General features: G+C 66.9%; 17 protein-coding genes and 1 pseudogene. 5 read left to right on the top strand and 13 right to left on the bottom strand.

The window, feature by feature from the left end; translation table 11 throughout:
* The 3 genes and pseudogenes from GV832_RS20725 to scpB all read left to right on the top strand — a co-directional run.
* The coding region (locus GV832_RS20725; RefSeq protein ID WP_168776785.1) for a transposase at positions 1-176 on the top strand (176 nt) is incomplete at its 5' end.
* A 33-nt stretch (positions 177-209) separates the two neighbouring features.
* Positions 210-461: pseudogene (locus tag GV832_RS20720) on the top strand (DUF1403 family protein); the annotation flags it as partial.
* Positions 462-463: 2 nt separating this feature from the next.
* Entirely contained in the window at positions 464-1,066 is a 603-nt protein-coding gene (gene scpB / locus GV832_RS20715; protein ID WP_168776784.1) for an SMC-Scp complex subunit ScpB, read from the top strand.
* Between the two features lie 308 nt (positions 1,067-1,374).
* On the opposite strand, the gene GV832_RS20710 is transcribed toward scpB, so the two are convergent.
* From GV832_RS20710 to GV832_RS20660, 11 genes are all read right to left on the bottom strand, one after another.
* Complete coding sequence (locus GV832_RS20710) at positions 1,375-2,097, bottom strand: SDR family NAD(P)-dependent oxidoreductase (RefSeq protein ID WP_227754587.1); 723 nt, start codon at positions 2,095-2,097, stop codon at positions 1,375-1,377.
* Positions 2,024-3,634, bottom strand: a complete 1,611-nt coding sequence (locus GV832_RS20705; RefSeq protein WP_168776782.1) for an amino acid ABC transporter permease — start codon at positions 3,632-3,634, stop codon at positions 2,024-2,026. Before GV832_RS20705 ends, GV832_RS20710 begins: the two co-directional genes overlap by 74 nt.
* A 36-nt stretch (positions 3,635-3,670) precedes the next feature.
* The gene (locus GV832_RS20700) at positions 3,671-4,711 is read right to left on the bottom strand and encodes a LacI family DNA-binding transcriptional regulator (RefSeq protein WP_168776781.1); all 1,041 of its coding nucleotides are present in this window, start codon (positions 4,709-4,711) and stop codon (positions 3,671-3,673) included.
* Between the two features lie 42 nt (positions 4,712-4,753).
* The gene (locus GV832_RS20695; RefSeq protein ID WP_168776780.1) at positions 4,754-6,127 is read right to left on the bottom strand and encodes a GH1 family beta-glucosidase; all 1,374 of its coding nucleotides are present in this window, start codon (positions 6,125-6,127) and stop codon (positions 4,754-4,756) included.
* A 91-nt stretch (positions 6,128-6,218) separates the two neighbouring features.
* Positions 6,219-6,962 carry a transporter substrate-binding domain-containing protein gene (locus GV832_RS20690; RefSeq protein WP_168776779.1) on the bottom strand — a complete coding sequence of 248 codons (744 nt, stop codon included), beginning with the start codon at positions 6,960-6,962 and terminating at the stop codon, positions 6,219-6,221.
* Between the two features lie 18 nt (positions 6,963-6,980).
* On the bottom strand, positions 6,981-10,010 hold the full coding sequence (locus tag GV832_RS20685) for an aminotransferase class III-fold pyridoxal phosphate-dependent enzyme (protein WP_168776778.1): 3,030 nt from the start codon (positions 10,008-10,010) through the stop codon (positions 6,981-6,983).
* Positions 10,007-11,650 (bottom strand): amylo-alpha-1,6-glucosidase, encoded by a 1,644-nt coding sequence (locus tag GV832_RS20680; protein WP_227754586.1) that lies wholly within the window; start codon positions 11,648-11,650, stop codon positions 10,007-10,009. Before GV832_RS20680 ends, GV832_RS20685 begins: the two co-directional genes overlap by 4 nt.
* Positions 11,650-12,462, bottom strand: a complete 813-nt coding sequence (locus GV832_RS20675; RefSeq protein WP_168776777.1) for a carbohydrate ABC transporter permease — start codon at positions 12,460-12,462, stop codon at positions 11,650-11,652. Before GV832_RS20675 ends, GV832_RS20680 begins: the two co-directional genes overlap by 1 nt.
* Positions 12,455-13,375, bottom strand: coding sequence for a carbohydrate ABC transporter permease (locus GV832_RS20670; protein WP_168776776.1), 921 nt, complete (start codon positions 13,373-13,375; stop codon positions 12,455-12,457). Before GV832_RS20670 ends, GV832_RS20675 begins: the two co-directional genes overlap by 8 nt.
* A 33-nt stretch (positions 13,376-13,408) precedes the next feature.
* On the bottom strand, positions 13,409-14,638 hold the full coding sequence (locus GV832_RS20665; protein ID WP_168776775.1) for an ABC transporter substrate-binding protein: 1,230 nt from the start codon (positions 14,636-14,638) through the stop codon (positions 13,409-13,411).
* Positions 14,639-14,656: 18 nt separating this feature from the next.
* Positions 14,657-15,793, bottom strand: a complete 1,137-nt coding sequence (locus GV832_RS20660) for an ABC transporter ATP-binding protein (RefSeq protein ID WP_227754585.1) — start codon at positions 15,791-15,793, stop codon at positions 14,657-14,659.
* Positions 15,794-15,959: 166 nt separating this feature from the next.
* On the opposite strand from GV832_RS20660, the gene GV832_RS20655 reads away from it, so the two are divergent.
* Positions 15,960-16,310: a CidA/LrgA family protein gene (locus tag GV832_RS20655; RefSeq protein ID WP_227754584.1), complete on the top strand. Its 351-nt coding sequence runs from the start codon at positions 15,960-15,962 to the stop codon at positions 16,308-16,310.
* A complete protein-coding gene (locus GV832_RS20650) occupies positions 16,303-17,019 on the top strand; it encodes an LrgB family protein (protein WP_168776772.1) in 717 nt (238 codons plus the stop codon). The genes GV832_RS20655 and GV832_RS20650 overlap by 8 nt, the downstream gene beginning before the upstream one ends.
* A gap of 182 nt (positions 17,020-17,201) precedes the next feature.
* Here GV832_RS20650 and GV832_RS20645 read toward each other — a convergent pair whose 3' ends face one another.
* Both GV832_RS20645 and GV832_RS20640 read right to left on the bottom strand, forming a co-directional pair.
* Positions 17,202-17,495: an alpha/beta-hydrolase family protein gene (locus GV832_RS20645; RefSeq protein ID WP_354001999.1), complete on the bottom strand. Its 294-nt coding sequence runs from the start codon at positions 17,493-17,495 to the stop codon at positions 17,202-17,204.
* Positions 17,496-17,521: 26 nt separating this feature from the next.
* Positions 17,522-17,623, bottom strand: a 102-nt coding sequence (locus GV832_RS20640) for a transposase domain-containing protein (RefSeq protein ID WP_168776771.1), incomplete at its 5' end; no start/stop codon positions are given.

The raw sequence follows: 17,623 nt of genomic DNA, 5'->3' as shown, positions 1-17,623 counted from the left end.
CCCGAACCTTGAACAGAGACATTGATGCGGTCAGGAATGCGATCGAAATGGAGTGGAGCAATGGTCAAGCCGAAGGCCAGATCAACCGATTGAAGACCTTGAAGCGCGCGATGTATGGGCGAGCCGGCCCGAACTTGCTCAGGGCCCGAATGCTTCCTCTGCACCACACAAATTGAGGATGACCCTATTTAACGGCAACGCGACACCGGGCGCTGCCGCTGGCGGCGGAACTGGCGCGCGCGGCGGCGCGGTTGCGGGCGGTGGCGCCGAAGATGCGCGCCAAGGGAGCGGGGCGGGCGGTGGAGCTGTTCCTGTCGCGCGACGCGGTGGCCCCGGCCGCTCTGGTGCGGGGCGGGGAGCTGTCGGACCGGGCGGCGCGCCGGCTTTGCGACCGGCTGGTCGCCCTGGGCGCCCTGCGCGAGCTGACCGGGCGCGACGCGTTCCGGCTGTACGGGGTCTAGCGATGGCGCGCGAAACCGGATTCGACCGCGAGCTGGCCGACCTGCCGCCCGAACTGCGCTGGCGCGAGTGGCTGCGCCGGGTCGAGGCGGTGCTGTTCGCCAGCGCGGCTCCGGTCGGGCGGGAGGACCTGGCGCGGGTGGTGGGGCAGGGGGTGTCGGTCGATCTTCTGGTCGCGGACCTGGAGGCCGACCTGGAGGGCCGCCCCTACGAGGTCGCGCGGGTGGCGGGCGGCTGGACGCTGCGCACGCGGGCCGCCTATGGCCCGGCGATCCGGGCGGCGGCGGATGTGGCAGGGCAGGCCCTGGCGCTGACGGAGTTCGACCTGGCGGTGCTGGCCGCGATCGCGTTTCACCAGCCGATCAGCCGCGAGGGGTTGAAAGAGATCTTCGGGACCGAGATCAGCCGCGACCTGATCGGCCGCCTGGCCGAGCGCGACCTGATCGGCACCGGCCCCCGCGAACCCCGGCGCGGCGCGCCCTATACCGTCGTCACCACCGACCGCTTCCTGGCTGCCTTCGGGATGGAGTCGCTCCGCGACCTGCCGGATTCAGAACATCTTGAAGATTCAGGTTTGGCAGGCCAGTCGGTGCGACCGGAAGCTTAGACATCTGGCCGGGATTCAACAGGAATCAGCTACCTTAACGATGCCGTATTTCGGCCTGCATCAAGGTGCCCGGACCTCGCGGCTTAGGGTAGGTGGCCCGCTCCGTCCCGGCAGTCTCTGTAGGTCGATCCGCGAGCATATCGGCCAGACCGTACCAACAGCGCGAAGTGAAAGTTCTCCTCAGTTCCCGCCACGAAACAGTGGAGTTTGACATCACTTTTCTCGTGAATGCCGCAATCGGGCGGTATCCACGTTCCGCTGATCTGTCGTACGGCTTCCGGGCCCCGGGCCGTTCCCGAATACTTTGGTCAGGGCAGGATGGTCCGGCCTTCGGGATCAATGAAGCTTCCGGTGGCCGGCCCGTCTGTCCCAGTGAGCAGCGAAACGATGCGTTGTGCGGCAAGGTTGGGATCGTCGGGCGCGCAGGCTCCGCCCATATCGGTGGCGATCCAGCCGGGGTGGACGGCAAGTACTCTTTGCGGCAGGTCGTCGGCCAGCTTGGCGACGGCACGGTTGAGCGCGGCCTTCGAGAGGCAGTAGGCATAGTCGCCGTCGGGGTCGTGTCCTTCGGTGAACGACCCCGCGCGGCTGGAGACGTAGGCCAATGTGGCGCAGGGGGAGAGACGGGGCAGCAAGGCACGGGTGAGCAGGAGCGGCCCCGCGACGTTGATCCGCATCACCTCGGCCAGGTGGTCGGCGGTGAGGGTGGCAAGCCCGCCGGTGTCGCCCCGGATGGCTGCGTTGTGGATGACATGGTCGACCGGGCCGGGAACCAGGCGAGCAGCGGCAAGGATCGAGGCCTCGTCCGCCTGGTCGTAGGGGATGTGGGTGACGCCCGGCAGTTCGGGCCCGGGCGCGCGCGACAGGGCCAGGACGCGCGCGCCCAAGCCCGAGAGCTGCCGGACGAGGCAGAGACCAAGCCCGCGGGCCGCCCCGGTGACGACCCAGGTCTGCGCTTCAATGCCGGGGCGTGCGGTAGCGATGCTCGACCTTGGCGACAAGGCTGGCGGCGATGAGGGTAAGGAAGACATAGACAATGGCCACCGTGTTGTAGGGCGCGAAGGTAAGGAAGGTCGCCGACTGGAACTCGCGCATCCGTTGGGTCAGGTCGCGGATCGACAGGATCGATAGGAGAGACGTGTCCTTGAGGATGGCGATGAACTCGTTGCCCATCGGCGGGATGACGATCCGGAAGGCCTGCGGCAGGATCACGTGGCGGGCGGTCTGCCAGCGACTGAGACCGAGAGAGCGGGCGGCCTCGATCTGGCCGCGGGGGACGGCGTTGATCCCGGCGCGGAAGATTTCGGCCATGTAGGCGGAATAGGCGATGGCCATCGCGGTGATGCCGCGCAGGAGGTTCGGCGGGTCGAGGAAGCCGCCGGTCGAGGACTTGAGCACCCCGGCAAGCGGCAGACCGATGTAGAGGATGATCACCAGCATCGGAATGCCGCGCAGCGTGTCGATCAGGAACTCGGCCGCGATCGAGAGGGGGTGGCGCTGGTAGAGGAAGCCGCACAGCGCAAGGAGGCCGAGCGCGATGCCGAGGACGAGCGCCGTCGTAGCGAGGTTGGCGCTGGTGTCGGGCAGGACCTCGGTCTGCCACAGGATGAGGTCGGCGGGGGCCTGGTCGGTGGGCAGGACGGCGCCGGACAACTTGCCAGACGTGACCTGGGCCAGGGCGTCTGCGGGTTCGACCACGGTCTTGATCTTCGCCTCGCCCTCGGGTGCGCCGGGATAGCCGCCGTAGCGCACGGCGTCCACGATGCGGCCGGGCGTGCCTGCCGTGATGCCGATGGTTCCCTCGGCGCTGCCCACAAGGCTGTAGGCAAGGCGGGGCTGTGCGGCCTGCCAAGCGGCAAGCGACAGGGCCGCGGCGGTCAGGAGGCCGAAGAGCGGCAGCGTGCGGCGCGAGGGGCGGAGTTGCATGAGGCCGACCCAGACCAGCGCCAGGATCGAGGCGAGGATATAGGCGGTGACTCCGGCCCGGATCGCCACGGCAAGGCCGGTGGCGAAGCCGAGATGCGCCAGGAGCAGCAGCCAGGCGAGGCCGAGGCCGTTCAGGGCCAGGAGTGCCCGGCGGGGCAGGCTCCTGTGCGTACGGAACCAGGCAGCAAGCAGGACGGCATTCCCAAGGGTCAGGCTGATCAGAAGGGGTTGCGCGGCCCGGTCGACGCTGACGGCGGCGGCTTCGGTGAGACGGCGCGGGGTTTCGCCCTGCACGACGAGGGGCGACGTCGCGGGGTCGACGGCGTTGGCGACGGCTGCGGCGAGGAACGGGTGGGCGATGGGTGTCAGGCAGATGGCGAGACCGCAGGCCAGGGCCAGCAGGGTCAGCGCCTGAGCCGCCTTGCGCGGGGTGAACACGGCCGCCACCGGCGCGGCGAAGGCGAGGAGGACGACGAGGAAGCCGGGAAACTGCGGCGCGGACCCGCGTTCGACGCCGAGGATCGCGGCCAGCGACCGGGAGTAGTCGGTCGAGGTGGCGAAGAGCCAGACCAGGAAGGGCAGGGCAAGGAGGAGGAGCAGGTTCGCCGGACGCAAGGCCTCGATCCGGTGGAGGAATTTCACGGGAAGGTCTCCTTGCGCGGGGGCTGGGTTCGGTGGTCAGGGCAGCAGGCGGTCGGCCTGGCGCACGATGGCTTCGGGGCGGACGAAATGGGTCAGGGTGGCGGGGTCTTCGCCCTGGAGGATCCGCAGCATGAAGGCGGCGAGCACCCGGCTGAGGGTTTCGAGCGGCAGGAGGAAGGTGGTCAGCGGCGGGCAAAAGTAGGCGCTGGCGTTGATGTCGTCGTAGGCGATCACCGAGGCTTCAGTCCCCACGCGGACGCCGGTTTCGTGCAGGCCGGACAGGACGCCAAGCGCGGTGGATTCGTTGACGCAGACGAAGCCGGTAACGGGATCGGGCAGCGCCCGCAACGACAGGGCGGCCGTCTTGCCGTGCCGGGTCGTAAGGTCGCCTCCGACGATCAGGGCCGGATCTGGGTCGAGCCCGAATTCGGCATGGGCACGGCGGTAGCCCGCGATGCGGTCGAGCGCATAGGCGAGCGAGGGGTCCGGGTTGACCAGCGCGATACGGCGATGGCCGCCTTCCAGCAGACGCCGGGTCGCGGCATGGGCGGCCCAGTCGCTGTCGATGTCGACGAAGGCATGGGCCCGGCCCGAATGGCTGCGGCCCAGCGTCACGAAGGGGAATCCGCGTTCCAGGAGGAAGGCGATGCGCGGATCGTCGTGCAGGATGCCCGAGAAGATCAGGCCGTCGGCCAGGTGCGCTTCGACGATATTGCGCACGACCGCCATGCTGTCTTCGGTATCGCGGACCAGTTGCACTGAAATCCGGTAGGCGGACCCCTCGAGCCCCTCGGCGATGCCGGCCAGGATCTCGGCATGTTCGACGCCGTTCCATTCGTGGCTTTTGGCCACCGAGAGGGGCATCAGGACCGCGATCTGGTAGGATTTTCCCGTCCGCAGCGACCGGCCCCGCAGCGAGACCTGATAGCCCACCCGTTCCGCCGCCTCGCTGATCGCGGCGCGGGTCTGTTCGGTGACGACGGGCGAATTCCGCAGCGCCTTCGAGATCGTGGCGATGGAATAGCCCGTCATTTCGGACAGGGTCTTGATCGTGGGGCGCGGGGCGGCAGGAACCAAGGATCACCTCATCGGGCAGCCGGATGCAGCATGGAAGCGCGATCAGCGGCGGGCACGCAAGACCTCGCGGTAACAGAGCGCCGAGAGCTTGGGGCTGCGCTTCTGGGTTTCGAGGTCGACGTGGACGATGCCGAAGGGGGTGGTGTAGCCATAGGCCCATTCGAAGTTGTCGATCAGCGTCCAGGCGAAATAGGCCTTGACCGGCACGCCCTTCTGCCGCGCGCGGTCCAGTTCGGCGATGTGGTCGATGTAGTAGGCGGCGCGCTGGCGGTCGTGGATCAACCCGTCGGCTTCGGGCGTTTCAGGCCGGGTCGCCATGCCGCTTTCCGAGATGTGGATGGCTTTCGGCGCATAGTCGCGGTGGACGTAGGTCAGGATGTCATGGATGCAGGGCGGGTAGATTTCATAGCCGACGGCGGTGTAGTCGCCGGGAGGGCTGACGCGGGCGAAGTTCAGGGGCGGAAGCTCGGTCCCGGCCTGCATGACCGAACGGCGGTAGATGTTGACCCCGAGGTAGTCGAGCGGCTGGGCGATGGTGGCAAGGTCGCCGTCGCGGATGTCGGGGAGGAGGCCTGCGCAGAGGGTCAGAAGCTCATCCGGGTAGCGGCCCTTGAAGACGGCGTCGAGGTAGAAGCGGTTCTGCGCCAGTTCGAAGTGCTTCGCAGCCGTGATGTCCTCGGGGCGCTGGCTGGCAGGCTCCACGACGTTGAGGTCGAGCACGACGCCGACCTCTGCGCCCGGAGCGGCGGCGCGGATGCGGGGGACGGCCAGACCGTGGGCGAGAAGCGCGTGGTGGCTGGCGGTGAGGCCGCCCTTCACCCCGTCGGTCAGGCCGGGCGCGTCCTCGCCCGAGGCATGGCCCGACCAGCAGAAGGTCCAGGGTTCGTTGAGCGTGGTCCAGTGTCTCACGCGGTCGCCGTAGTGACGCGCCATGGTCTCGGCGTGGTCGGCCAGGCGGTGGGCGGTGTCGCGGTTGTACCAGCCGCCCTTGTCTTGCAGGGCCTGCGGCAGGTCCCAGTGGTAGAGGGTGAGGTAGGGCGTGATCCCGGCGGCAAGAAGCCCGTCGATCAGCCGATCATAGAAGGCGATACCCTTGGGGTTCATCGCGCCCTGGCCGTCGGGCTGCACGCGGCTCCATGCGATCGAGAAGCGGTAGGCGTCGAGACCCAGGTCGGTCATCAGCCGGATGTCGTCCTGCCACAGGTTGTAATGGTCGCAGGCCACATCCCCCGACGTCCCGTCGATGACCGCGCCGGGTTTGCGGCAGAAGCGGTCCCAGATGCTTTCGCCCTTGCCGTCGGCGTTCCAGCCGCCCTCGATCTGGTAGGCCGCCGTGGCGCCGCCGAATACGAAGTCGCGGGGCAGGTGCAACGCGCGGGCGCGGGCGAGGAGGTCGTCGGAAGCGTGGTCGAGCATGGATGCGGTCTTTCGAAGGGGACGGAGAGAGGCGCCCCGCACGACCCTTCCCACGGCGGGGCAGGGCCTGCGCGGGGCGCGCGCGGGACGGTTACTCGGCGGTCCAGTACTTGGCGATCAGCGCATCCAGCGTGCCGTCGGCCTTGATCGCGGCAAGGCCCTCGTTGAAGGCGGCGACGCGCTCGTCGCCTTTCTGGAACACGAGGCCCAGCGGGTCGGCCTTGAGATCACGGATCGTCACGACCAGCTCGCCCGCGAATTCGGCCTCGTAGGCGGCGGCGTTGGCGCCGTTGATCACCACGCCGTCCACGTCGCCATTGCGCAGCGCGAGGACCGAGCCGTTGAACGTGTCATAGGCCTGGACATTCTCTTTGCCGGCGATCTCCTCGGCCGTGGCCGCGTCGGTGGTGTTGGCCTGTGCGGACAGCTTCTTGCCGGACTTGAAGTCTTCGACGGTCAATGCGGCATCGGCGGTGCGGACAAGGATCGCCTGGCCGTTGACGATGTAGGGTTCGGTGAAGTCCATCACCTGCTGGCGTTCCTCGGTGATCGAGACGCCCGAAGCCACGAGGTCGAACTGGCCCTCTTGCAGCGCGGTGAAGATGCCGTCCCAGCCGGTGGTGACGAATTCGGCCTTGCAGTTGATCTTCTCGCAGATGGCATTCACCACGTCGACGTCGAAGCCGACGATGGCGCCGGTCGCCGGGTCGATGAACTCCATCGGCGGCGAGGTGGTGTCGGAGCCGACCTTGAGCGTGACACCGCCAAGGTCGGCGGCGTTCAGCGCCGTGCCAAGCGACAGGGCGGCAAGCAGGGACAGGATGGTGGTCTTCATTCGGTTTCCTCCGTTGGGTCAGTTGGGCAGTGTGGAAAGGGCGGCTTCGGTTCCGGCAAGCAGGATCGCTGCTTCGTCGGGGCCGAAGACGAGGGGTGGCTTGATCTTCAGCACGTTGTCGTCCGGTCCGTCTGTCGAGGCGAGGATGCCGCGCAGGCGAAGCTGGTCGACGACGTGGTCGGCGGCCTCAGGGGCCGGGGTCCGGGCGTCGCGGTCGGTGACAAGCTCGACCCCGACGAAGAGGCCCATGCCGCGCACGTCGCCGATGATCGGGAAGCGGTCGGCCAGCCTGCGATAGCCTGCCATCAGGGCCTCTCCCGTGGTCACGGCGCGGGCGGGAAGGTTTTCGGCCTCGATCACGTCAAGGACGGCGTGGCCCACGGCCATCGAGACGGGATTGCCGCCGAAGGAGTTGAAATACTCCATCCCGTTGGCAAAGCGCGCGGCGAGGTCAGGCGTGGTGACCACGGCGGCAAGGGGGTGGCCGTTGCCGATGGGTTTGCCAAGGACGACGATGTCGGGGAACACGCCCTGGGTGGCGAAGCCCCAGAAGGCGGGACCGACGCGCCCGAAGCCGCATTGCACTTCGTCCGCGATGCAGATGCCGCCCTGGGCGCGGATGCGGGCGTAGACATCGGCAAGGTAGCCCTTGGGAAGGATGACCTGACCGCCGACGCCCGATAGACTTTCGGCGATGAAGGTGGCCGCGCCGGTGCCGGTGCGGGCCAGGGTCGCGTCAAGGCAGCGGTCGATGTCGGCGGCGTAGGCGGGGCCGGAGTCCGGCCCGCGATGGGGGCCACGGTAGGGGTCGGGGAAAGCGGCGATCTGCACGAAATCGGGCTGCGGGAAGCCGCCCTTGCGCTTGAACTTGTAGGGGCTGATGTCGACCGTCCCGCCCGAGTTGCCGTGATAGCCCCAGTCAAGCACCACGGTGTCCTTCTTGGCCAAGGCCGTGCGGGCGATGCGAAGCGCCAGCTCGTTCGCCTCGGTACCGGAGTTGACAAAGGTCACGACCTTCAGATCGCCCGGCATGGTGGCCGCGATCCGTTCGGCGAGGTGCGGCATGGCCCCGTGCAGGTAGCGGGTGTTGGTGTTCAGCTCGGCCGCCTGCCGGGCGAGCGCTTCGACCACATGCGGGTGGCAATGGCCGACATGGGTGATGTTGTTCACCGTATCCAGATAGCGCCGACCGGTGTGGTCGATCAGCCAGGGGCCGCGGCCGCGCACGATCTTCAGCTTCTCGCGGTAGGAGATCGAGAGCGAGGGGCCGATCACCTTTCGCCTGCGGGCGAGGAGGGTTTCGGGCGGCTCGGGGTCGATGCGGAAGGTCTCGGGTTCGAGACGCAGGAGGAGGTTCGCGTCAGGGGAAATGTCGGTCCAGACATCCCACAGGCTGTCGTGGCCTACGCCGAAGAAGTTGCCCTGCTGGGTGAGAAGGCTGGTGATGACCTGAATGTGCAGGTGCGGGGCCCAGCCGCCGTTTTCGTGCCAGTCGCCGAGATGGGCGATGAGGTCCCCGGCGGTGATGGTCTGGCCGGGGCGGCAGAGGCTGGGGAGCGAGCCGCCGAGGTGGCCGTAGAGGGTGAAGAATGGGCGACCCGCCGCCGTGGTGTGGCGCAGGATCAGGGTGTGACCATAGTCCAGCGGGTCGGCGTTGTAGGTGACGCTTTCGACGGTGCCGTCCAGGGACGCGTGGATCGCGGTGCCGGCGGGGGCGAAGATGTCGATGCCGAGGTGGCGGGTGCGGCGTTCGTCGCTGGCGGCATCGGCGAACTGGGCGGCGGTGTAGACCGACCGTTTCTCGCCATAGAGGCCGAAGCCGAGGAAGGGGATGTCCTTTGGCAGCGTCGCGGGGCGTTGGGCGGCCATCCAGCCGTCGAAGGCGCGGTCAGAGAAGGCGGGCATTCCCTTGCGGCTGCCGTCGGTGGGCAGGGCGATCCGGGCGGCGCGGCGCGGGTCAGTGGACAGGATCGGGTGCAAGGCGCGGGTGGAGAGATCGGCGACGATGTCGCCCGCGCCGGGGACGGCATCGAACCCCGCGGCCTTGCGGCAGAGGGCGATCATGAAGCCAGGGTCGATCCGTTCGAGCCGTTCGAGAAGTGCGAAGGCGGGGGCTTGCGAAATGAGGAGGTAGTCGTTTTCGGGGTGCAGCTTCGACTGGCGCGACGAGAGGCAGACCGAACAGACGAGCCGCATCCGCATCAGGTCGAAGACGAGGTCGGCTTCGTCTTCCGTCAGGGGAAACTCGGCGGTGAAGCCCTGGATCAGGGCGCGGGTGGCGGCGTAGAGGTCGGGGGTGTCGAGCAGCGCGTAGGCGATCGTGATGGCAAGCTCGTTCACCGTGCGGCCGTGGCACATGTCGCCGAAGTCGATCAGCCCGGCGATCCGGGTGGAGTCGGTGGGGTCGGTGATGACGTTCCAGTCGTTCGCGTCCTGGTGCAGGACCGAAGCGCGGAGCCTGGGGAGGCGCGGAAGGATTCCGGTCTCGTACCTGGCGAAGAGGTTCTTCACCAGGGCGCGGCGGGTGGGGTCGGCGATGTCCTCGGCGTGGTCTTTCAGCTGGATCACATGGTCCAGCGACCAGAGAAAATCGGGGCGGAAGGCCTGGGGGTGACCGAAGCCCTGCATGGACCGGCTGAGGCCGCCCATGAAGCGACCGAGGTTTTCCAGCTGCGCGACGCTGCGTGTCGTCTCGGCCAGCGGCGTGCCGTCGACCCAGGTGACGAGCCGCATGGCGGAGGGTTGGCCGTTCACATCGAGCAAAGCCCGGTCCGCGCCGGAAAGGGTGGGTACGACGCGGGGGATGCCGGACTGGCCCACGCGGGCAAGGTGCAGCATCGTGGCATTCTGAAGGTCGATCTGGCCGGGATCCTCGGCCGGGTTGGCGATCTTCAGGACGTAATCCTGACCGTCGGCGGTCAGCCGGGCGTTCTGGTCGCGTTCGGACGGAAGGGGGCGGATCGTGCCGGGAAGGCCGAAATGCCGCGCGGCGAGATCCGCGAGCTGGCGGTCGGAAAACGAGGGGTTGCCGGTGGTGAAGGCGGTCATTCTTGCAGTCCTTGGTCGGTCCGGGCGAGCCAGGCCGAGATGATCAGGTAGGCGGCGGATGTCCAGGCGAAGGCGCGGTCGCGCAGGCCCTGGCCTGAAAGGGCGTCGAAGTTTTCGGCCATGCCGGAGGTTTCGCACAGTCGGCAGAAGCGGCGGGCGATGACGGTGGCCAGGTCGGGCCGGTCCTGGCTGAGGAGACCGTCCCAAATGAGCATGGTCGTGGGTGCCCAGATCGGGCCACGCCAATAGCCGTCGGCCTCATAGAAGGGGCTTTGCGGGTGTTCGGTCGCGGGACCCCATTGCGTGATCCAGCCCTGGCCCAGCCGGTCGATCAGGCGATCGGCAATCGCGGTCGGCAGGCGCGGGCCGAGGAGGAGGGGCATGAAGCCGATCAGGCTTTTGTCGGTGCGCAGGCGGCCCGGGTCGGCGGCGAGGCGGGTGCCGAAGGTCTCGCCGGTCCAGAGGGTGAGGAGGAGGGTGGTGAGCTTGTCCGCCACGGCCTGCCAATGCGCCGCGCGGGATGGGTCCAGGCGGGCGAGGCAGTCGCAGGTCAGGATCAGGAAGGTTGGCAGATCGGGCGAGGCAACCGGGCCGCCTTCGGCGAAGAAGCTGGCATTGTCCCAGCCGGAATCGTTGCCGTGGAAGTACATCGGCAGGCTGCGGTCGTCCTTGCGGGCGTAGGTCAGCCACCAGGAGAGTTGCCGCTCCAGCCAGGGGACCAGCGCGGCGCGGCGGGTGTCGGTCAGCCAGTCGGGGTGGTCCTGCATCAGACGCAGGATGGCCCAGCCGTGGACCGGGGGTTTCGTGAAGGCAAAGCTCGCTTCGCGGTCATTGACTAAGTCGGGGAGAAGGCCCGACGGGTGCTGGTGGTCGAAGATTGCGGCGAACTGGCCGAAGGCGAGGTCCGCGTCCATCGGTGCGACGCCGAGGGCCGAGAAGGCATTGTCCCAGGACCAGATGTTGATCATGTGGTTCTTCGACATGAAGACCGCGGGCCGGGTGAGCTGGCCCGACGCGGGGACGGTGTTGGCCCAGAGAAGCCAGGACGCCAGGGTCCGCGCCCTTGGCTCGCCGCCCGGTGGGGTGCGGGAGAGCCAGTCGGAGAAATCGGAAGCCGCGCTGTCGCGAGCCTGGCAAAAGGTCTGCGCCTCCGGGGGAGGGGGGACGGCGGGGAAGAAATCGATGGTGCCCTCGAACCCCTCGGGGCCTGTGAAGGTGAGGGTGACATCGTCGGCATGGTCGCGGCGCCAGGTGCCAAAGACGCTGACGGCGCCCCTGGTCACGCGGGGCAGGAGGCGCGTGTTCTCGTAGGCCGCGACAAGGCAGTGGTCGCCCTGCGGCGTGACATAGGCGTAGTCGTAGCGCGAGCCTTCCAGGGCAAAGGTCAGCTCGCCTGTCCCGCGCAGGTGCAGGCGTTCGCCTTCGCCGATGGCGAACTCGACACGGCCCGTGGAGGCTTCTGCAACGAGGACATCGGGAGAGAGGGTCCAGTCGGCCTGCCCGACGATCCGGCAGAGACGGCCGAGCGAGGGCCTCAGGTCGCCGCCCTTGACCAGCCGCAGCCAGACCTGACCGTCCATCTGCGAGACGGTCAGGAACCGGCCGAAGCGGCTGAAGGGGATGTGGGCGAAGTCGAACATCAGCCCTTCACCGAAGAGCCGAGCGCGTTGTCCATGATGTAGCGCTGGACGAAGAAGAAGAGGACGAGCGGCGGCAGGCAGAGGATCACGGTGATCGCCGCGATGGCGATGTTGTCCACGTCGTGCCGACCCTGGAAGAGGCCGAGGCCGAGGGGCAGGGTGTACTTCGTCTGGTCGTTCAGGAAGATCAGCGGGCCGAGGTAGTCGTTCCAGGCGTTCATGAAGTGGAAGGTGCCGACCAGCACCAGCCCCGGCAGCATCAGCGGGAGGTGGATGCGCCAGTAGAGCTGCCAGGGGTTTGCGCCGTCCATGCGGGCGGCCTCGTCGATCTCCATCGGGACGGTCATGATGTACTGGCGCAGGAGGAAGATGAAGAACGCCTCGCCGAACCAGGCTGGAACGATCAAGGGTTTCAAGGTGTTGATCCAGCCCAGAAAGTTGAACTCCATGTAGAGCGGGATCATCTTCACGTCCCAGGGGATCATCATCGTGGCCAGCAGGAGGACGAAGATCGGGTCGCGGCCGGGGAAGCGGAAGCGGGCGAAGCCGAAGGCCACCAGCGAGGAGGAGAAGACCTGCCCGATGGTCGACAGGACCACGACGGTCATCGAGTTCTGCAGATAGGTGCCGAAGGGCTGCTCGGCCCAGCTTGTCGCAAAGTTCTCCCACCGCCAGTCTTCCGGCCAGAAGACCGGGGGCCAGGCCACAAGTTCGGCCTCGGTCTTGACGGCGGTGAGGAGCGTCCAGAGGAACGGGGCGACGAAGAGGGCCGAGAGGAAGATCAGCGCGCCGTAGGTGAACGTCCTAGCCATTGCCGCCCCCTTTCACGTCGCCCTCGTAATGCACCCAGGCGGCGGAGTATTTCAGGACAGCCATGCTGAGGATCAGGATGATCAGGAACATCACCCAGCTCATCGCGGCGGCATAGCCCATGTCGTGGAACTTGAAGGCGTTGTCGTAGATGTACATCGCGAAGAAGTAGGTGGAGTTCAGCGGGCCGCCCTTGGTCAGGAGAAGCGCGATGGTCAGCTGCTGGAAGGCCGAGATCAGCGAGGTCACGAAGGTGAACAGCAGCATCGGTGAAAGCATCGGGATGGTGATGTAGACGGTCTGTGCCCAGGCCGGCACGCCCGAGACGCGGGCGGCCTCGTAAAGCTCTTTCGGGATGGATTGCAGCCCGGCGAGGAGGATCAGCATCGTCCCACCCAGGCCCCAGAGCGAGGCGATGATGATCGCCAGGATCGACCAGTGGGGATCGCCCAGCCAGTTCGGCCCGTCGACGCCCATCAGGGACAGGGCGTAGTTCAGAAGGCCGTAGTCCTTGGAATAGATCCATTTCCAGATCATCACCAAGGCCACGCCCGAGATGATCGAGGGCAGGTAGAAGGCGGTGCGGAACAGGGCGGTGCCGCGGACCTTCACGTTCAGGAGGATGGCGAGCAGGAAGGACAAAAGGATGTTCAGCGGCACGAAGATGGCGGCGAATTTCACCGTGACGCCGAGGCTTTGCCAGAACTTCGGGTCCTGGGTCAGCATCACCCGGTAGTTGTCGAGGCCGACGAAGCGGCGGTCGCCCACCACGGGCCAGTCATAGAGGCTCATCACTAGGGAGAAGACCATCGGTCCCAGGGTGAAGAGGAAGAAGCCAAGTATCCACGGAGAGATGAAGAGCCACGGCGCAAGGTTCGGCCGGCGTCGGGAGGAAAACCGTCGGGCGTCTGTCATGGCGGTGGCCTTCACTCTCCGTGGTCCCGGTCCCTAGTTCAGGAACCGGGCAGAGGCGGCGACCGCCTCGTCCAGATGGGCCTTGGCATTGCCCTGGTCGACCATCGTCGCCTCGATCGCGGTGGCGAGGTTGGCCTGGATCTGGCCCCAGTTCGGGTTCTTCAGGAAGGCGTTCGTCTCGCGGTTCGAGACGGCCAGCATGTCGAAGAAGGGCTTGGTGATCGGGTCGGTGGCGAGGCCCAGCTTTTCGGCCACGGAGGTCCGGATCGGCAGGTCGTTCGTGCGCATCTCGACCGCTTCGGGGGTGGAGAAGAACTTGACGAACTTCCAGGCCAGTTCCGGGTCTTTCGCGTCCTTCGAGATCGACAGGCCCGAGGCGCCGATGACCGAATGGACGGGCTTCGATCCGAAGGCGGGAAGGGGGGCGACGCCGTAGTCGATGCCGCTTTCGTCGATGCCGGTCTTCGACCACATGGCGGACTGGAACATGGCGATCTTGCCGGTCTTGAAGAGCGCGGAGCCGGGCGTGTCGTCGCCGATGTTCAGCGCGACGGCCTCTTCGGTCTTGATCATGTCGGCGAACATGTCCAGCACCTCGGCGGCTTCGGGGCTGTTCATGTAGCCGTCCAGCGTCTTGCCGTCGTCCGAGATGTACTTGGTGCCGTTCGACCAGAGGAACTGTTCGAAGTCGAAGGGGTCGGGCTTGGCGTCGACGGCATAGCCGTAGGTCTTCGTCTCGGCATTGCGGAACTTGGCGGCGGCGGTGCGGAGGTCGGCCCAGGTCCACCCGGCCTGCGGTTCGGGGACGCCTGCGGCGGCAAACATGTCCTTGTTGTAGAAGACGACCTGGGTGGTGAAGCCGATGGGCATGGCATAGGTCTTGCCGTCGATCTTCGAGATGTTCATCAGCCCGGAGGGGATGTCGTCGAGGTTCAGCTCGGCCGCGTCGCGGGCGATCAGGTCGTCGATCGGCAGGAGCGCGTCCTTGTAGGCCGGGAAGTTCCACATGTACATCAGGTCGGGCGCGTCACCGGCCCCCATCGCGGCGGTCAGCTTGTCGTCGAAGCCGTCGCCGTAAAGCTCGATCTGCACCTTCACGCCGGGGTTCGCCTCTTCGAACTTGGTGGCGATGGCCTGGTTGATGGCGATGCTTTCCGGATCGGTGTTCCAGGTGGCGAAGCGCAGGACCTGATCCTCGGCGAAGCTGGCGCCGGGCAGGGCCAGGATCGTGGCCGCAAGAAGCATGCGTCTGGTGATGGTCATGGTCTTCCTCCCTTGGTCTCAGGCCGGGTCTGCCGGTCTGTTCGTGTCGGTGATGAGCGCCTGGGTCGCCGGGTCCAGCCGACGGGGCAGGGCGTTGCCCCGGCCGTCGAAGACATGTGCATCGGCAGGCGGGATGCGCAGCCGCACCCGGTCGCGCGCGCGGGCGGGGTGGGTGCCGTCGGTGATGCAGGTGACCGAACCTCCGCCTTCGAGATCGATGTGCAGGTGGTTCTCGGTCCCCAGCCGTTCGGCCAGGCGGATGGTGCCGGAGAGGTCGCCGTCGGGCGCGATCTCCAGCCGGTCGGGGCGGATGCCGAGGGTCACGGCGGGTGCGGCGATGGGGTCGTGGCCGGCGGTGGGGATGGTCAGCGTCGCGCCGTGCAGGGCCAGCGTGATATCGTCCGCCGACTGGCGGATGACGGAGGCGGGCAGGAGGTTCATCTGCGGGCTGCCGATGAAGCCCGCCACGAAGAGGTTCGCGGGGCGGTGGAACAGCTCGAGCGGGCGGCCCACCTGCGCGACGCGGCCCTTGTCCAGCACGACGACGAGGTCGGAGAGCGTCATCGCCTCGACCTGGTCGTGGGTGACATAGACCATCGTGACGCCCAGCCGGTCGTGCAGCGCCGCCAGTTCCGCCCGCATGGTTACGCGCAAGCTTGCGTCCAGGTTCGAGAGCGGCTCGTCCAGCAGGAACAGTTGCGGCTGGCGGGTGATCGCCCGGCCGATGGCGACCCGCTGGCGCTGGCCCCCCGACAGCTGCCGCGGCTTGCGGTCGAGAAGGTCGGCGATCCGCAGCGTTTCGGCCGCGAGCGCGACCCGGCGGTCGATCTCGGCCCGCGGCATACCGTTCAGGGCCAGGCCGAACGCCATGTTCTTGCGCACCGTCATGTGCGGGTAGAGCGCGTAGTTCTGGAACACCATCGCGATGTCGCGTCGCGCCGAGGGCAGCTGCGTGATGTCGCGGTCGCCCATGTGGATCGCGCCCTCGGTCAGGTCCTCGAGACCGGCGATGCAGCGGAGGAGGGTAGACTTTCCGCAGCCCGAAGGCCCGAGGAAACTGACGAAGGCCCCGTCGGGAAGGTGCAGGTCGATGCCCTTCAGCACCTCAACCGCGCCGAACGCCTTCCACAGCCCCGTGACCCGCAGTTCCGCCAAGCGCCATCCCTCCCAAGACTCACAAAATCGGAGGCTATACGTTTTCATGCGTTTGTAAAAACGTTTTTATTGTGGGCTCTGGCAATCGAAAACAATGCCGACCCGCGGGCCTTTCCAGCGCCCTCGGCTTTGGCTAGCGTTCGCAAATCAGCACGAAAGGACCGTCATGTACGCACTACTGGTTATCCTGATCGCTCAGATACTTGGCGAGTTCGTGGCGCGGGCGGTGGGCTTGCCGCTGCCGGGCCCGGTGCTGGGCATGATCTTCGTGCTGGGGCTTCTGGTGGCGGTGCCACAGCTGCGCGAGACGATCCGTGCGGTGGCGCAGACGTTGCTTTCCCACCTTTCGCTGCTGTTCGTGCCCGCGGGGGCTGGCGTCGTCGGGCACCTGGCGACGCTGGGGGACAGCACCCTGGCAATCCTGCTGGCGATCGTCGTCTCGGCGGTGCTGGCGATCGCGGCGGGGGCGTTGACCTTCGCGGGCGTGGCGCGGCTTACGGGGTCGAGCGATGACTGATTTCGCCGAAATCTGGAGCTATCTGTCCGAAGGGCCCCTGCTGTGGCTGACGGCGACCGTGGCCGCCTGCAGTGTGGGTGATCTGATCTTCCGCGCCACGGGCCGCAACCCCCTGGCCAACCCGGTGCTGATCGCGGTCTGCATTCTGGCGGTGGTGTTGAAAGTGACGGGAACGCCTTATGCGACCTACTTCCAGGGCGCGCAGTTCGTGCACTTCCTGCTGGGCCCGGCGACGGTGGCGCTTGCCCTGCCGCTGTTTGATAACCTTCACCACTTGCGCCGTGCCCTGCTGCCCGTGTTGGCGGCGCTGATCGTGGGATCGGTGGTCGCGACGGGATCGGCGCTGCTGATCGCCTCGTGGATGGGGGTCGACGAGCTGCTGCTCATCTCGCTGGCCCCGAAATCCGCGACCGCGCCGGTTGCCATCGGCATTTCGCAGGAGCTGGGCGGGTCGCCGACGCTGACGGCGGTGCTGGTCATCCTGACGGGGATCACCGGGGCCGTCGTGGCGACGCCGCTTCTGAACCTGCTGGGGCTGAAGGACTGGCGGGCGCGGGGCTTCTCCGTGGGACTTGCCAGTCACGGGATCGGTACCGCGCGGGCGTTGCAGGTGAATCCGACGGCTGGTGCCTTTGCGGGGTTGGGAATGGCTGTAAACGCGGTGGCCACCGCCATACTCGGGCCGCTGATCCTGCGACTATTTCTCTAACGTCTGCCGTGGCATCACTCTCTGCGGCCGCAAAAGTCGGCGAAGTAGCCAATTGCCTTTCTCGACATACATAGCAGTCAGTTGATGATCGCAAGATTTACGCTTGTCACTTGTGGATCTACTCTGCCGAGACCGCCTCGCGATGCTGCAGTACGTCACGAGAATGAAAACGGACCAAGACGTCAGTCGTGATCGCAGCCGATACCGAAGCCGCTGTCGCAATGATCCATGAGGCGCTTCGTGTCTGCAGCGCTCCAACTATCTGGTGCGGTCACAGCAACCCAAGGCTCGACATAGTCGCGCCCAAAATAAGAATGGCCATACCCAGCCGGTGCGGTTGTCGCCAAAGCCATATCCACAGCCAATTGGAATTGCGTCACGACGGGCATGAAGCGCATGTCTGGCGAGACATCGGCTGCCGGCGCTTCTGTCATCCAGGCCGGTGCGCGAAACAAGGATGCCAGTTCGTAGAACACGAGTAAGCCTCCGGTCTAGGCCGTGGCTATTTGGTTTTCCAGTTCCAGGGCAGGAGATCCGGCAGGCGTGACGGTGTGGTTGCCGGTAGCTTGGCGAGGACATCTGCGAGCCAGGTCTGTGGGTCAAC

It is taken from the genome of Stagnihabitans tardus (assembly GCF_009925085.1).
Classification (GTDB): domain Bacteria; phylum Pseudomonadota; class Alphaproteobacteria; order Rhodobacterales; family Rhodobacteraceae; genus Stagnihabitans; species Stagnihabitans tardus.
This window is presented reverse-complemented; position numbering and strand designations above follow the sequence as displayed.

Coding starts and splice junctions, on each gene's coding strand:
- GV832_RS20695 (WP_168776780.1), bottom strand. CDS start 6,127: ATGCTCGACCACGCTTCCGACGACCTCCTCGCCCGCGCCCGCGCGTTG.
- GV832_RS20710 (WP_227754587.1), bottom strand. CDS start 2,097: ATGTCTTCCTTACCCTCATCGCCGCCAGCCTTGTCGCCAAGGTCGAGC.
- GV832_RS20655 (WP_227754584.1), top strand. CDS start 15,960: ATGTACGCACTACTGGTTATCCTGATCGCTCAGATACTTGGCGAGTTC.
- GV832_RS20650 (WP_168776772.1), top strand. CDS start 16,303: ATGACTGATTTCGCCGAAATCTGGAGCTATCTGTCCGAAGGGCCCCTG.
- GV832_RS20680 (WP_227754586.1), bottom strand. CDS start 11,650: ATGTTCGACTTCGCCCACATCCCCTTCAGCCGCTTCGGCCGGTTCCTG.
- GV832_RS20685 (WP_168776778.1), bottom strand. CDS start 10,010: ATGACCGCCTTCACCACCGGCAACCCCTCGTTTTCCGACCGCCAGCTC.
- GV832_RS20670 (WP_168776776.1), bottom strand. CDS start 13,375: ATGACAGACGCCCGACGGTTTTCCTCCCGACGCCGGCCGAACCTTGCG.
- GV832_RS20665 (WP_168776775.1), bottom strand. CDS start 14,638: ATGACCATCACCAGACGCATGCTTCTTGCGGCCACGATCCTGGCCCTG.
- GV832_RS20675 (WP_168776777.1), bottom strand. CDS start 12,462: ATGGCTAGGACGTTCACCTACGGCGCGCTGATCTTCCTCTCGGCCCTC.
- scpB (WP_168776784.1), top strand. CDS start 464: ATGGCGCGCGAAACCGGATTCGACCGCGAGCTGGCCGACCTGCCGCCC.
- GV832_RS20690 (WP_168776779.1), bottom strand. CDS start 6,962: ATGAAGACCACCATCCTGTCCCTGCTTGCCGCCCTGTCGCTTGGCACG.